Origin of the sequence: uncultured Campylobacter sp. (genome assembly GCF_937996225.1) — a bacterium.
GTDB lineage: Bacteria > Campylobacterota > Campylobacteria > Campylobacterales > Campylobacteraceae > Campylobacter_B.
In genome coordinates this window covers 1-13,342 of sequence record NZ_CALKTC010000051.1, presented here as the reverse complement: position 1 = coordinate 13,342, position 13,342 = coordinate 1, and the positions used below count along the sequence as shown (strand labels likewise).

Below are 13,342 nucleotides of genomic sequence, written 5' to 3'. Positions count from 1 at the left end.
CCAAGTCTCTACTATCGGTGATCTGCTGCTTCTTAATAGTCTGCGCAGTAGTCTTAGTCTCGCCGACCTTTTGCTCGGCTACGCTTTGCGAATCGACATTGCCCGTTACCTGGATAGTTCCCAGTTCTTGTGAGTTGGCCGGCTCTTCCGCGTAAAGCGAGCCATAAAAGAGCAGCGAGACATAGAGAGAGAGAGAGAATCTTCTAAACATTTATATTTCCTTACTTAATGATTATAGAATTGATTATTAACGCGGCGAATAATAATACAAAGATTTTTAATGTTTAATTAAATTGTAGTTTAAATTCAAGTATAGATTTTAAATAGCTAAAATTTTGATTTTTAAGAAGTAAAAAATTTTGAATAGTCAAGAAATGCGTAATAGACGCATTTTAAGCTTTAATATAGCGCTAAATTTTGCAAAGCGTTTTTGAAACGGCTAGCAAAAATACTGAAAATTATAAAAGGGCGAATGATAATAAAGCGCATTTTATAATATGTAACGCGCTTTTTTAATTATGATATTTTTGCCGGTAATTTTAAAATTTTATACCCATATCGCTGCGTTATAAATTTAGGATCTTAATAGATTGACGCCTCGCGGGATTTGTTAGCAGATTTATTTATCGGCACCGGAATAGGGTATAAATTTTTGCCGGGTAGAATTTCACGCTGCGCTATAAATTTTATGCGCCCCGAAATCACAAATTCCTGGCGAGCGGCAAAATCCCACCACATAAATAAACTATACCGCCACGTTACGGGCATCGATAATCTACTCGTTTATTCCGCCAAATTAACCCATGCCGTCGTAAATTTTATGTTTTAAAATTTCATGCCGAATCTTTCGCGGTTAAAAAATGCCCCGCAGAGCCGCTGTACCCTCTACGTGCCTGTACGGCAAGAAAAAATGCACGAAGTTTGTGCAAGCGCCCCCAGACACGCATATTTCGGCGCTCAGTCTGTGTCTAACATGCGTAGAATCAAGACCCGGTATCTCTATTCTACCGCTTTTGTAACCGCTATAGCCCATTTCTAGCGGCACCTCTAGCTCATCCTTTTCAAACACGATGCGCCCGCTTTGCACCTGCTTGAGTTTGATATTTTTCAGCACGATCCTGGGCACGCTCACGTGGTCAAATTTTATACTTAGTTCATACGGAGCGCCGGTGGAGTTGTCGTCTGAGAAGTCTGGCTTCGGCTCGCGCTCAACGCGCCATGATCGTCCGCCGATAGTGGTAGCTCTTAAGCTAGCGCTGATGCTAAAATCCTCCAGATCCAGCGAAGCGCTGCTAAAATCACGGATGAGCGTCCAGGCTACGACGGTGCGGCCGAAAAATTTATCAGCGATCATATATGTGCCGAAAAGCGAGCTTATTACCACCCAAAACAAAAATATAAATTTTAAAACCTTACGCAAAACGAACTTTAACGTCTTCATCATTATCCTTTCAATCTAAAGCTTAAGCGGAATTCCGCCTGCAATCCGCGTATAAAAATTCCGCGCGGGATTTCACTTATGAAATTTCGCGCCTTTTCAGTCTGCGGCGGAATTTTAAGACAGAATTCTGTGGCGAAATTTTGCTGCGAAATTATAAAACAAATTCCGCCCATGAAATTTTCCCTAGAACTGCGCCTGCAAAACTCCATAACGAAATTTAAAGCTAAAATTTTACGATGAAATTCCATAGCTAAAATTTCACGATAGGGCTCAGAAATTCTTTCCCGCGGCAAAATTCCACGTCTTAAAATTTTAAGAAAGTATGAAATTTCTTATCTGATCGCAGATCGCTTCTTCGGATTGTGCAGCGTCGATTTTCAGGGTCTCAACGCCGCACGCCGCGCATGCCTGCGCCATAAGATCTTGCACACGCATTAGGTATTTTAACCCGCGAGCCTCGATTATATCGCTGCTAGCACGCGTTTTGAGCCGCCGCCCGATGAGCTGCTCGTTCGCCGAAAACAGCACGATTTTATCTGCAAATTTACCCCCAAGCGCAAATTTATTAAGCGCGATAAGCTCGCTAAGATCCGCGTTTTTGTCGTTTGCCAGCGCATAGGCAAGCCCCGAGATGAAGCCGCGATCGCTTAGCACGAGCCTGTCCGCGCCGCCCTTTATCACGCGCTCGTAGTGCTCGGCGCGGTCTGCGAGGAACAAAAGCAGCTCGGCGCGCTTTGAAATTTCGCCGCAGGCCTCGCGCAGATTTACGCTACCGCGCGACCACTTAAAATCCTCGCCCAAAACGAGGCTTCGCACCGCCTCGCCGAGCTTCGTGCCGCCGGGCTCCTTGGTCACGATCGCCCGCGGAAAAGTCGTCGCCAGTCGCGCTATCTGCGTGCTTTTACCCACGCCGTCGATACCTTCGAATATTACATACATTTTTCGCCTTTAAATTTGAGCGCTATTTTACAAGCTTATAGCTAAATAGCGGCTTTTTTAAACAGCTGAGCGTAAATTTCGCCTCAAAATCGGGCTTCTGCGCGAGCTTATGCGAACCGCTTTTGATCTTTCGGCGTAAAATTTTATCGGGCGCTTTGTTGCCCAGCTTTTGCTATTTGCGGTGCGGCTCGCGGTTAAATTTAGCGCTCGGACGGATGCGTCTCATAACACAGCGAGCGAGTAAATTTGCGCTTGCGGAGCGCGTACCGAGCGGAGCAGGGCGTCAGCCGATAAAGACGGCGCGCCGTGTGGATAGAATGGCACGTCGGGCGAGGTAGGGCGTCATTATATACATAGTAGGATATGTCCTTTGCGAAGCGGATGGCGCTAGATGGAAAGGGCGGCGCTTTTGCGGAGCAGGGCGGCGTTATGCAGAGTGGGGCGCATTGGGGCGGGCAAACGCTGCGCGCAATGATAAAATCGCGACGATGAAATTTTAAATTTTGCCCTTATTTGCCTGACGGTTCGGGATTTATCGCTATGAAATCTTTCCTCAGATCGCTAAGATCGCAATCGGTAGCCGTGATCGTAAAATCATCCGTCATATCGAGCGCAAATTCGCCAAGACCTGCTTTGAGCTGCTTCACGCACTCCCAAATGAGCTTTTTAGCCTGCGCATATTTATCATTTAGCTGCGTTTCTTGATTGAAAAGATCAAAAATTTTCACCGTTTCGTAGTCTACTTCGACCTCAGCTCGAAACTCGTAATCAGGAACAAGCCAAAGAAGCCAACCGTCCTTTCGTGTAAGCCACTGCGCGCGCTGCTCTTGCGAGCCGAATCCGATGATCGGCGGCAAACTCCTATTGTCGCAAGCTAAATTTATGCAGTAGAGCTTGCAGCCGGGCGCGTGCTTTTTGATCGTCTCTTTAATCGCTGGCAGCAGCCTTTGCGCGGCGAGCTCATAGAGCTTTTTATAGCTCATATTCTTATCCGGCTTTTGATAGCGCACATAACCATTTTCGGTTATTAAGTTCAGCTCGCCCATTGCGTCAAATTCATAGTTTGTTACGTCATTCCTTCTGCCTGCGCGAGGGTGCTCTACATACTCCCGTCTTTGTGCGAGCTTGCCGCCTTCGTAAGTAAAATTTTCTATCCCATAGGCGTTGTTGTCAAAGGCCGAATAGATGGACTTTAGCTCGCCATCCTCATAGATAAATCTTTTTATATTGAAGCATTTTGAGCATCTTTTATTGTAGCAACCGAAATGATATTTTAAAACTTCGTCCCGCCCCCAAAAATAAAGGCTTTCAAAGAAACTTTTTTTGCCGTCATGTTGCCTTTCAAAAACGACGCGATCTTGCGCATCAAAGCCGTATTCGTAGGCGTTTACGATCTTTTTTGGTTTAGCTTTTAAAATTTTGCCTTTTGAGAAGCGGTTATATTCGAAATAAAAGGGCTCTAAATTTATATAGCTACCCGACGCCCAGCGCCTGCTTACGACCTGCGCTTCGGCTATTTTATTTAAGGCTTTGTATTCATCTCTCACGCTTTTTAAAAACGTTCGCAGTCTTTCTATCTCATCCATTTGCTTATCCATTTTTATCTCCCGTGTGGTTTGTAAATTTTAAATTTAGCCGCACCTGCGAGCTAAATTTCAGTCGCTTGCGAGCTCATTTTTTCAAAAATTTTAAAATTTCGCTCGGCACGAGGTGCGAAACGTCGCCGCCGTGGCTCAAAACGGAGCGGACAATCGAGCTTGAGATGAAGGCGTTTTTGAGCGTCGGCATCAAATACACGCTCTCAAATTCCTCCCATAGCGAAGCGTTTGCATAGCCTATCTGCAGCTCGTACTCAAAGTCACTGACCGCGCGCAGTCCGCGGATAACGAAGCGCACGCCGCAGGATTTGGCGAAATCCACGAGTAGATTATCAAAGCTTTGCACGCTCACGCCACGAAGCCCGCGTGTCGCGGCTCGCGCCATCTCTAGTCTGGATTTTAGGCTAAAATAGGGCTTTTTGCTCTCGTTTAGCGCGACTGCCACGATGACTTCATCAAAAAGCCCCAGCGCACGCTTGATTACGTCCAGATGGCCGTTCGTGATAGGATCGAAAGTGCCCGGATAGATACATTTTCTTGAGTTTTGCATTATTGCCACCTTTTAAATAGCTCGTTTTGCACGCCCAGCGCGTCGCACCACTTGCCGATTATGAAATTTTTTAAATTTTGCACGCCGCAGTAGCCCGCGATCACGGGCGGAGCGATGATGACGCCGAGCGCGGCTAGCTCGCTCATTTGACGCAGGTTGATCGCAGAAAGCGGCATCTCGCGCACGCCAAGAACCAGCCGCTTGTGCTCTTTTAGCGCGACTGCGGCGGCGCGAGTGCTTAAGCTGTCGCAAAGCCCGCCGTAAATTTTAGCCAAAGAGCTAATAGAGCAGGGCGCAAAGATTGTGGCGTCAATGCCGAATGAGCCCGAAGCGGGCGGCGCGCTCAGATCGTCGTCGGGATAAAATTTTACGCTCCTAAATTCCGCGGATTTTAAAGCCTCGTCCGCGTCTATGCCGCTTTCAGCGCGCAGGACGCGACGCGCACCCTGCGTAAGCACGGCGTGGATTTCATGCGGCGAGCTGGCAAGAAATTTAAGCAGATCAAGCCCGATCTCGCAAAAACTCGCGCCGCTTACGCAAACTAAAATTTTCATTTCAAGGCTTTCATATCGAAATTTTGTGCTTTAAAAGCGAGTGGGGCGGAAGGAATTTTAAAATTTGAAGTTAAGATGGAGCGGGAAACGAGAGTCGAACTCGCGACATCAACCATGGCAAGGTTGCGCTCTACCACTGAGCTATTCCCGCGCAAAGAAATGAAATATTACCCAATGCAAGCTTAAAATTTCATTTTATAGCGGCTTTTGCGGAGAAAATTTTGGCGTAGCGCCGGAATTTAAAAATTTTGTAAGTAAAATAATGTAAAATTACAAAATCTTTATTGGGGTTATAGCTCAGCTGGGAGAGCGCTTGAATGGCATTCAAGAGGTCGGCGGTTCGATCCCGCTTAACTCCACCATTTAAGCTACTTTTAATTTTAAATCACTTCTTTTAGATCTCTTTTACTTCCTTTAAATACCGATATTTAGGGCTTTTTAGTAATTTTTGATTATTTTTGTTTCTTTTTATGTTATAATTGTTTTAAAATAATTCAGTTAGTTATTAGGTTAGTTAAAAACCTATTTACAGAAAGAGCGATAAATATCGCCCAAAAGCCCTTTGGCGCATATATCGCACAAAAACGAAAAATGGTATAAGCGAGAGCTATATCGCAAAAATCGTTAAGATGAACGAAAAATATATACTTCCATCTTTTGACGAGCGCGATGTAAATACGATAAAGTATAGTGATATTTTAGAATTTTGAACCAAAATAATCCGAGTACTAGTCGTCTCGAAACGCTTCATCGCCTAATAAACGATATAGAAAAGTCTTTGCAATAAATTAAATTTTAATGAAAGGAGAGATTATGTCAGTTGAAGAAGATGGCGCGGCGTTTATAGATGAAGATTACGTAAATATCGTGCCGCAGGATCTGCTAGAGCGCGGCATACGCCTAAGGGAGGAGTACGGAATTTATGATATAGCTTGGAGATTTGATGATGTAATGGAGGTGCTAAAAATCACAAGAGATAAAGGTATGATTATCCTAGGAGGAGAAGTATATCGCCTAAGCGGCAATAAGCCCATAATCACATGCAATAGCTGGTATACAAACGAGGGGAATGACAATGCATTCGAAGTGGCGATCCAATATATCACTAATTATCGCGCTAAAAACGGAGATGATTTTATATATTATCCGGCCATTGGCCCTGGGCGGGTATCCAAATGAAAATTTTAATTGGATTGTGCAAATAAAATATCGGCAACCGATTAAATTTTAAAAGGAAAAACAATATGAAATTTAGAATTTTAGAACCGAGGCTTTATGAAAAGACAAGGATATGGCTATAGAGGCTTGAGGGCGAATGCGGCATTGATGGCTAAAATAGATATTTTATTAAATTTGATAAATTTCACCAAAGGTATAAGCGCGATAAAAAGCGACTTGGCAAAGATAGGCTTTGATAGCGAATCGGAGCTTGTAACGATAACTCAAAATACCATTGCAAATATCCTAAATAGAGTCATCGATAAAGAAATTTCATATGACCTCCTTGAGGAGTGGGCAAATTTAATCGAGTGCCGCGAGGACGTAGGGTATGAGGATGAGATTTTGCAGGAAATCATATTTGAGCTGGCAAACCCTTGCCTTATGGGGAGATAGACGAAGAAAAGATTTTATGATTTTAGATGAAATTAAATACGGGCGGAGCGATTCAAATGATATTAGAAAAAAATATTGACATGGTAAGCGAGAGGGCAATTTTATTGATGGCGCTAGGTTCATTGCAGGCATTGGAGCACCAGGCGATTACCATAGATGAAAGTCAAAGAATTTTGTTTTCGCCCTATATTTCAACGCATTTGGAAAACAATAAAGTTAGCAAGCGTGTCATAGATATAATAACTGAATGTTGCGAACTAGAGGATATTTTTGAGCTAATTCCTGCAAAATATATGCAAACCCTGCAAACATTACAGAATAGAATAATAGAAATTTTAAAGCAATACGATGAAGAATCTAGAAAAAGATGGATAATTATAGATGAAGAATAGGATTCCATGACTTCCGTCTTTGCAGTGAGCGAGCGGGTAAATAAAATTTTAAACGTTACGATAAGAAAGTCCGTGTAAATTTAAATATTTCCAATACTTGATTAGCGTTCTTGATAATATTGACGGTATGATAAATCACAAATTTTAGACGAATCGGTAAAATTTTACAATTTAAAGAGTTTTATGTATCTTTCTCGATAATTATTAATTTTAAGCCATTGGCTTGAAAATAAATTAGTAGATAAAATACTCTAATTTAGATTATATGAGATTTTCTTATTCACAATGAAAGCAAGAGTAAAATTTTGAAGTCACGATGCTGCGGTAGAAATTTAATGATGATTTGGTTGCAGAGGGTGGATTTGAACCACCGACCTTCGGGTTATGAGCCCGACGAGCTACCACTGCTCTACTCTGCGACATAAAAAGTGCGAAGATTGAAAATAACATTCGCGAAAGTGGATGGGGTAGGAGGATTCGAACCTCCGAATGATTGGACCAAAACCAATTGCCTTGCCGCTTGGCTATACCCCATTATAAATAAACTTCAATTATATAAAAATAGTAACTAAAAGTCAAGATTAAATTCAAAGAAATCTTATAATAATTTAATAAATTATTTATAGAATTATTAAATCAAATAAAAAACTATATTTATATAAATAAAAAAGGCTCTAGCTAAAGCTAGAGCCTTATAAAAGTATCTACAATAAAATTATTAGTTGTAGTTAACGTTCTTACCACCAAATTTAATACCACCATCAGCACTAATCTTTGCTTGAACTTCTTTTAGACCAGGCATTGACCAAACTTGCTTGCATAGAGTACCATTTGTCATTGTTACTGTTACTGTATCATTGTTAACTCCACCTAACTTTAAGCATTCCTCACTTTTAGCTTTTACAGGGTTGGCTACATTTGTCATCTTAGTAAAGTCAGTAGTAAAGTTACCTTGCGATGTATAATATGCACCCAAATCTGTTACCATAGTTTGAATATTTGTAGCTGCCTTAGAAACCTCAGCGTCATCACGAGTAGCTGCAAGTCTTGGAATAGCAACAGCTGCCAAAATACCTAAAATAACGATAACGAAGATCAACTCGATCATAGTAAAACCTTTTTTCATGGTTTACTCCTTAAATAAAATTCATCCCGCATACCTATATGCGAAACTTGGCAGAATTATAGAGAAAAATTTAAAAATTGTCAATAGTTTTTGGCAAATTTTTTACAATTTATTTACAAAGTCCGATTTTGCGGGCATTTTAAAATCAAAATTTTAAGCTCATTTGGTCCATTAATGTATTTCGACGGCGCCTTTGCACATTGATACTATAAAAATCATTTACTTTCATTCTGTGCGCGTCCGATAAACCATATGTCTATTCTAGATACAGAATGCTACAGCCCGTATCTCTTCGTAAGAATTCCATACTCCTCTACGCGTCTATCGCGTAAAAACGGCCACCAGCGGCGCACGTTTTCGCATCTTTGCATATCGATGGTTACGACTTCAAATAGCTCATCGGTGCTATTTGCGCGAAACAGCTGTTCGCCCTGTGCACCAAAAACAAAGCTATTGCCCCAAAATCTAATCCCCTCTTCGCTGGCAAGCCGCTCTACACGCTGTTTATTCGGCAACACCTCTAAAGTTTCGCCGTTAAATTTGATCTCTATTGAAATCTTTAAATTCTCTCGCGCCGCCTCATCCTTTGCGGGCAAAATTTCGCTGCCGATCGCCATTTTGTCGCTATCCGTTAGCACACCGTTATTAAAAGATAAAATTCCGCCCTCGCTTAAAATTTTACTCTCGCCGCTCGTATCCGCGGAGCGCGAAATTTTATCGCGCATATTCAAATTTGCTTCGCTCCCGGATAAAATTTCATCTGGCGAGACTTCGCTAAGTGCGGCGCTTTCAAAGCCCACGCGGTTTACGGCGATTACGGGCAGAGAGTTTGCCACCGCATGCCCGCGCTGTACCGCGACCCAGGCCTCCAGCTGGCGTGCTTTTTCGTCCTCGCCGTCGCCGTCGAACCACCCGATCGCAGTCGGATATATGAGTAGCTCCGCGCCCCGTAGCGCCATCGCGCGCGCCGCCTCGGGATACCACTGATCCCAGCACACGAGCACGCCGAGCCGTCCCACGCTCGTATCTATGGGCTCAAAGCCCAGATCGCCCGGCGTGAAATAAAATTTTTCGTAAAACTGCGGATCATCGGGTATGTGCATCTTGCGATACCGCCCCGCGATAGAGCCGTCGCGCTCGAAGACCACGGCGGTATTGTGATACAGCCCCGCGGCGCGGCGCTCGAAAAGCGAGCTTACCAGCACGACGCCAAATCTCTTCGCCACCTCGCTCCACAGCCGCAAATCGCGCTCGAAATCCTGCGCATAGTCGAAATTTTCGGTATTTTCGCGCTGGCAAAAATAATGCGTCTGATGAAGCTCTTGCAAAACGATTAACTGCGCGCCCTTCGCCGCCGCACGTGCGATGAGCTCGATACTGCGTGCTATCGTGCGCGCCTTGGTACCTTCAAATTTATGCGAAATCAGCCCAACTTTTAAAATTTTCATATTTTTCCTTCGATCTAAATTTAAAGCCTGAATTTATTCATACACGAGCAGTGCAGCGAGCCATTTTGGCGGATGAAAACGCGCGCGTTCACTCCCACTACTTCGCGATCCGCGCACGCTGCACGCAGACGCGACAGCGCCAGCTCGTCCGCCGCGCGATTTGGATCGTGCGGATCTGCGAGGTCTGCATAGGTAGGCACGATGAGCGCGTCGTTTAAAAAGACGAAATTTGCGTAAGTCGCGGGCAGCCTGCGCCCCCGATAAAAGATCGCGCGCGGGATCGGCAGTTCGATTACGTTGTATCCGAGCGATAAAATTTCATTCCTCATCGCGCCAAGCTCCGCGTAGTGCAGATCGCTCGGATCGTCGCACGAGCTTATCGCCACGACGCGCGGGCTTAAAAAACGCGCGAGAGTATCGACGTGGCTGTCGGTATCGTCGCCTTTTATGAAGCCGCGCTCTAGCCAGATTATGTTTTTTAGCCCGAAAATTTCACGCAGCCGCGCGTCCAGCTCCGCCTTGCTCAGAGAGTTGCGATTTTCGTTCAGCAAACACGCGCTCGTAGTTAGCATCGTGGCCGCACCGTCAAAATCGACGCTGCCGCCTTCCAAGATCAGATCTACGTCTCGTAGCGGGTGCTCGCTCGCGGCGTAAAGTTTGGAATTTAAAGCGTCGTCCTTAGCGCTTGCGAACTTTCCGCCCCAGGCGTTGAAACGAAAATTTAGCCCTATGATTTTGCCGCCCTCCTCTACGTCGATCGCACCGTAATCGCGGATCCACGTATCGTCGGTGTCGATTTGCGCGAAGCTCGCGTTTGCTAAGCCGCCGCAAATTTGCTCAAAATCCTCGCGGCTCGGCGCGATCGCGACGACCGGCTCAAACCTCGCTGCGGCAGCGATAAAGTCGCGATAAGCCGCCCGTATCTCGCCTAAATACGGCGCCCAGTCGGTGTCCGCGTGCGGCAAAGACACCAAAAGCGCCTCTTGCTCTTCCCATTCGGCGAATGCTCTCATTTTTGCTCCAAGATTAAAATTTCACGGATTATAGCGAAGCTCGGTTTAAAAAGATATTTGTGGATGGTGCGCCCGGAGGAATTCGAATCCCCGACCTTTTGAACCGCAATCAAATACTCTATCCAGCTGAGCTACGAGCGCACGAAATAAAAGAAAACGGGATTATAGCGTTTTTAGCTTAAATTTAGCCAAAAAGGTGGTTTAAATTTCACTGCACAAAAAAATTATCTTTATTAAATTTCAAAAAATCAACTTTTAAAATTTTATCATTTTTTTAGGGGGGGGGGGTAAAATTATACTACGTTGTTTTATAAAGGAGGGAGAAGGGACTGATTAATTATCACTAAATTTTTAAAATGTTACGTAGATTTTGAAAATCCGCACGTAAAATTTTAAATCACTCGAATTTTAAAGGTGGTTCGAAAAATGACGAACCGAGTTTTAAAAAACTAAAACAAGGATAGATGATGAAAAAACTATTTATCACGGCATTAGTGATAATGTTAGGATTAGTTACAACAAATGCTAATGAAGGCGGTAGGAAAGAGATGATAGCCAAAGACGCTAATATATGCGACATTTCTTATGATGATAGCAATGCGTTATTCTCCGTTCAAAAAATATGTATAGACGGAAATGTTATTGCTATCATAGAAGTTGTGACCGACACCGATAAGAGCAAAACTGCTGGAGCCAATTTAAATAAACCCTGCAGATGCGTTAAAGTCACCGAGCCTGGCGAAAGACCGTTTATAGTAGGACGAGAACTTAAAAAATAATCATACTGCGCTTGCGGCTTTGTTTCGATAAAAAGTCTCAAGCGCATAGTCCCCCACCACCACAAATGCCCTAAAATTTTACCGCTTTGCAGCCCGAATCCCATGCAAAATAAATAAAATTTATCGCTTTTTAGGTATCATAAGCAAGTAATAAAATGAATGAGGGAGAGAAAATGAAAAAGGTCTTTTTGGCGTTTGCGCTGTGGCTCGGTTTTAGCGGGGCTGCTTTTGCGATGCAAGATACGGAGCCGAGCAAGGCGTAAGGACAAAATTCCGCGGGAGTTAAAATTTTAAGCGACGGGTTTTATAAAATGTCCGCTGTAGAGCGCGGTAAGGCATTGAATGATTGTGATGCTTCGCACTCCTATGGAGGATGCGATAAAATTTTCTCACAAGAGATCTCGCAACTTATTAAAAAGTGCAATATGGGCGACGGTAAATATAGCGCTTGTCAAAGCTTATTAACTATCATTGATAAAAATTGTTTTGAAAAAGATGAGATTGGAAATGCTTTATCTTGCGACATATCGGGCAATCTGTTAATCAAAATGAATAAATTCCCTATGGGATTAAAAAGATTATCTATGCTTGTGAAGTAGGCAAAATATGGAATTCTTGTTTGCTTAGCGCATTAACTTATTTTGAATATGCTTTAGATGTAGACGAGGTAATAAAATATATGACGATGACGCGAGATTTGGCGCATGACAAAGAACATTTCAATAAAATCATCAAAAAATTGCAAGATTGCAAAGCCGACAAAGAGTGCAATCCTGCGAAATTAGAATTTCAATAGGCAAACGGCGAGAGCAAATACGGCGGGCTAAATTTCTAAATTTAAAAAGCAAAGGAAAGATCGCTATGGCGGATAAGCTGATCGACATCGGGCTCATTTTGTTTTTCGGCGGTTTTGGTTTTGTATGCTATATAAACGGCGTATGCAGGATCGGCAAAGACTATATGCAGCGCAATAAAATAGACTTGGTGCGCTGGATGTTTAGTCCAAAGCACATCTTGCGCTCCAACACGCCGTTTGATTCGAACGAGCCGCTAGAATTAAAATTTAAAGAGCCCAAAAGCAAGCATTTGATCTACAATTTCTTCGAGCTCATCATCCACTATGCGATAATCGCGCCGTTTTTAGTGATCTATGCGGGGATTTTTCTATTTTGCGCGGGGCTAGCCATTAAAATTTTATCCTAAATTTAAAATTTGCGGCGGATGCAGAGCGGGCATTGCATAGACGCCGTTTTCGTTGCAGAATTTCAAATTTTACGCCGCATCTCTTACTAAGCATGCTACACTTATTATATTTTAAGAGATAAAATTTCAAAATTTTATCGCCGAATCCACGGCTTTTGAAATTTATGCCGTATTTTCTGTTTCTTGGGGCGGGAAGGGGGCTTGAATTGCGAGGTCGCTCCCCTTCCCGCCCCAAACCCCACCCATCCCCCGACGACGCTAGCGGTGCAGGCTACGCCTGAGTTTAATTTTAATGAAACAAATAAGCATAAAATCTGCGTGCCGTAATTTAAAACGTAAAATTAGCGCGAGCGTAGCTCGCCCTTCTAGCGTCGCGCGGGTGGGGGTTCGTAAGGGGGCGGGCGCGCCTCGCAACTCTGAGCGCCGCCCCCTTACTGGTCATGTATGGCACACAACGTCAACGTAAATATGCATAAATTTTTTGGAATTTAACTGATAAATTTACAACTTAAATTTAAAGCGTCGCTTTACCTTATAAAATTCCGTTTAAATTTTAGCTCGTGATATCGTAATCTTGGGACAGGAAGGGAGCCCCAATTGCGAGGTCACACTTCTCGCAAGACGCCGCCTCCGCAGCACCGCATTGCTCTGCTCGCCCACAAACCTCACCTAACCCCCGACGACG

At 43.7% G+C, this 13,342-nt stretch carries 17 protein-coding genes and 5 tRNA genes; 8 read left to right on the top strand and 14 right to left on the bottom strand.

Translation table 11 applies throughout. The features are described 5' to 3' along the window. Nucleotides 1-211 (bottom strand): hypothetical protein (locus Q0174_RS06115; RefSeq protein WP_298042415.1); only part of this gene is annotated, 211 nt, incomplete at its 3' end. Between the two features lie 396 nt (nt 212-607). Here Q0174_RS06115 and Q0174_RS06110 point away from each other — a divergent pair. After that, entirely contained in the window at nt 608-829 is a 222-nt protein-coding gene (locus Q0174_RS06110; protein ID WP_298042414.1) for a hypothetical protein, read from the top strand. 24 nt (nt 830-853) lie between these two features. Here Q0174_RS06110 and Q0174_RS06105 read toward each other — a convergent pair whose 3' ends face one another. The 7 genes from Q0174_RS06105 to Q0174_RS06075 all read right to left on the bottom strand — a co-directional run bounded on the left by Q0174_RS06105 (nt 854) and on the right by Q0174_RS06075 (nt 5,233). Further along, a complete protein-coding gene (locus Q0174_RS06105) occupies nt 854-1,441 on the bottom strand; it encodes a hypothetical protein (RefSeq protein ID WP_298042411.1) in 588 nt (195 codons plus the stop codon). Nucleotides 1,442-1,443: 2 nt separating this feature from the next. Further along, complete coding sequence (locus tag Q0174_RS06100) at nt 1,444-1,734, bottom strand: hypothetical protein (RefSeq protein WP_298042408.1); 291 nt, start codon at nt 1,732-1,734, stop codon at nt 1,444-1,446. 19 nt (nt 1,735-1,753) lie between these two features. Beyond that, entirely contained in the window at nt 1,754-2,380 is a 627-nt protein-coding gene (gene tmk, locus Q0174_RS06095) for a dTMP kinase (RefSeq protein WP_298042406.1), read from the bottom strand. Between the two features lie 509 nt (nt 2,381-2,889). Next, nucleotides 2,890-3,978: a hypothetical protein gene (locus tag Q0174_RS06090; RefSeq protein ID WP_298042403.1), complete on the bottom strand. Its 1,089-nt coding sequence runs from the start codon at nt 3,976-3,978 to the stop codon at nt 2,890-2,892. Between the two features lie 73 nt (nt 3,979-4,051). Then, nucleotides 4,052-4,528: a pantetheine-phosphate adenylyltransferase gene (gene coaD / locus Q0174_RS06085; protein ID WP_177387474.1), complete on the bottom strand. Its 477-nt coding sequence runs from the start codon at nt 4,526-4,528 to the stop codon at nt 4,052-4,054. After that, nucleotides 4,528-5,082, bottom strand: coding sequence for a UbiX family flavin prenyltransferase (locus Q0174_RS06080; RefSeq protein WP_298042400.1), 555 nt, complete (start codon nt 5,080-5,082; stop codon nt 4,528-4,530). The genes coaD and Q0174_RS06080 overlap by 1 nt, the downstream gene beginning before the upstream one ends. Before the next feature lie 76 nt (nt 5,083-5,158). Then, nucleotides 5,159-5,233, bottom strand: a tRNA-Gly gene (locus tag Q0174_RS06075). A 135-nt stretch (nt 5,234-5,368) separates the two neighbouring features. Between Q0174_RS06075 and Q0174_RS06070 the strand changes: the two genes are divergently transcribed. The 4 genes from Q0174_RS06070 to Q0174_RS06055 all read left to right on the top strand — a co-directional run bounded on the left by Q0174_RS06070 (nt 5,369) and on the right by Q0174_RS06055 (nt 7,088). Then, nucleotides 5,369-5,444: transfer RNA gene (locus tag Q0174_RS06070), tRNA-Ala, on the top strand. A 451-nt stretch (nt 5,445-5,895) separates the two neighbouring features. Next, nucleotides 5,896-6,261 (top strand): Imm40 family immunity protein, encoded by a 366-nt coding sequence (gene imm40 / locus Q0174_RS06065; protein ID WP_298042398.1) that lies wholly within the window; start codon nt 5,896-5,898, stop codon nt 6,259-6,261. 96 nt (nt 6,262-6,357) lie between these two features. Further along, the gene (locus Q0174_RS06060; protein WP_298042395.1) at nt 6,358-6,696 is read left to right on the top strand and encodes a hypothetical protein; all 339 of its coding nucleotides are present in this window, start codon (nt 6,358-6,360) and stop codon (nt 6,694-6,696) included. A gap of 26 nt (nt 6,697-6,722) precedes the next feature. Continuing rightward, nucleotides 6,723-7,088 (top strand): DUF3969 family protein, encoded by a 366-nt coding sequence (locus Q0174_RS06055; RefSeq protein WP_298042393.1) that lies wholly within the window; start codon nt 6,723-6,725, stop codon nt 7,086-7,088. Between the two features lie 344 nt (nt 7,089-7,432). Here the strand turns inward: Q0174_RS06055 and Q0174_RS06050 are convergent. The 6 genes from Q0174_RS06050 to Q0174_RS06025 form a co-directional block, all read right to left on the bottom strand. Then, nucleotides 7,433-7,507, bottom strand: a tRNA-Met gene (locus Q0174_RS06050). Between the two features lie 40 nt (nt 7,508-7,547). Then, nucleotides 7,548-7,622 (bottom strand) — tRNA-Gln (locus tag Q0174_RS06045). Nucleotides 7,623-7,806: 184 nt separating this feature from the next. Beyond that, nucleotides 7,807-8,214, bottom strand: coding sequence for a prepilin-type N-terminal cleavage/methylation domain-containing protein (locus Q0174_RS06040; protein ID WP_298042390.1), 408 nt, complete (start codon nt 8,212-8,214; stop codon nt 7,807-7,809). A gap of 275 nt (nt 8,215-8,489) precedes the next feature. Further along, entirely contained in the window at nt 8,490-9,662 is a 1,173-nt protein-coding gene (locus Q0174_RS06035; protein WP_298042387.1) for a carbon-nitrogen hydrolase, read from the bottom strand. 20 nt (nt 9,663-9,682) lie between these two features. Further along, a complete protein-coding gene (locus tag Q0174_RS06030; protein WP_298042385.1) occupies nt 9,683-10,675 on the bottom strand; it encodes an agmatine deiminase family protein in 993 nt (330 codons plus the stop codon). Nucleotides 10,676-10,739: 64 nt separating this feature from the next. After that, nucleotides 10,740-10,816 (bottom strand) — tRNA-Arg (locus Q0174_RS06025). 326 nt (nt 10,817-11,142) lie between these two features. On the opposite strand from Q0174_RS06025, the gene Q0174_RS06020 reads away from it, so the two are divergent. From Q0174_RS06020 to Q0174_RS06010, 3 genes are all read left to right on the top strand, one after another. Further along, nucleotides 11,143-11,454, top strand: a complete 312-nt coding sequence (locus Q0174_RS06020; RefSeq protein ID WP_298042383.1) for a hypothetical protein — start codon at nt 11,143-11,145, stop codon at nt 11,452-11,454. Nucleotides 11,455-11,765: 311 nt separating this feature from the next. Beyond that, the gene (locus Q0174_RS06015) at nt 11,766-12,053 is read left to right on the top strand and encodes a hypothetical protein (protein WP_298042380.1); all 288 of its coding nucleotides are present in this window, start codon (nt 11,766-11,768) and stop codon (nt 12,051-12,053) included. Between the two features lie 262 nt (nt 12,054-12,315). Beyond that, nucleotides 12,316-12,657 carry a hypothetical protein gene (locus Q0174_RS06010; RefSeq protein WP_298042378.1) on the top strand — a complete coding sequence of 114 codons (342 nt, stop codon included), beginning with the start codon at nt 12,316-12,318 and terminating at the stop codon, nt 12,655-12,657. The last annotated feature ends 685 nt before the right edge of the window (nt 12,658-13,342 follow it).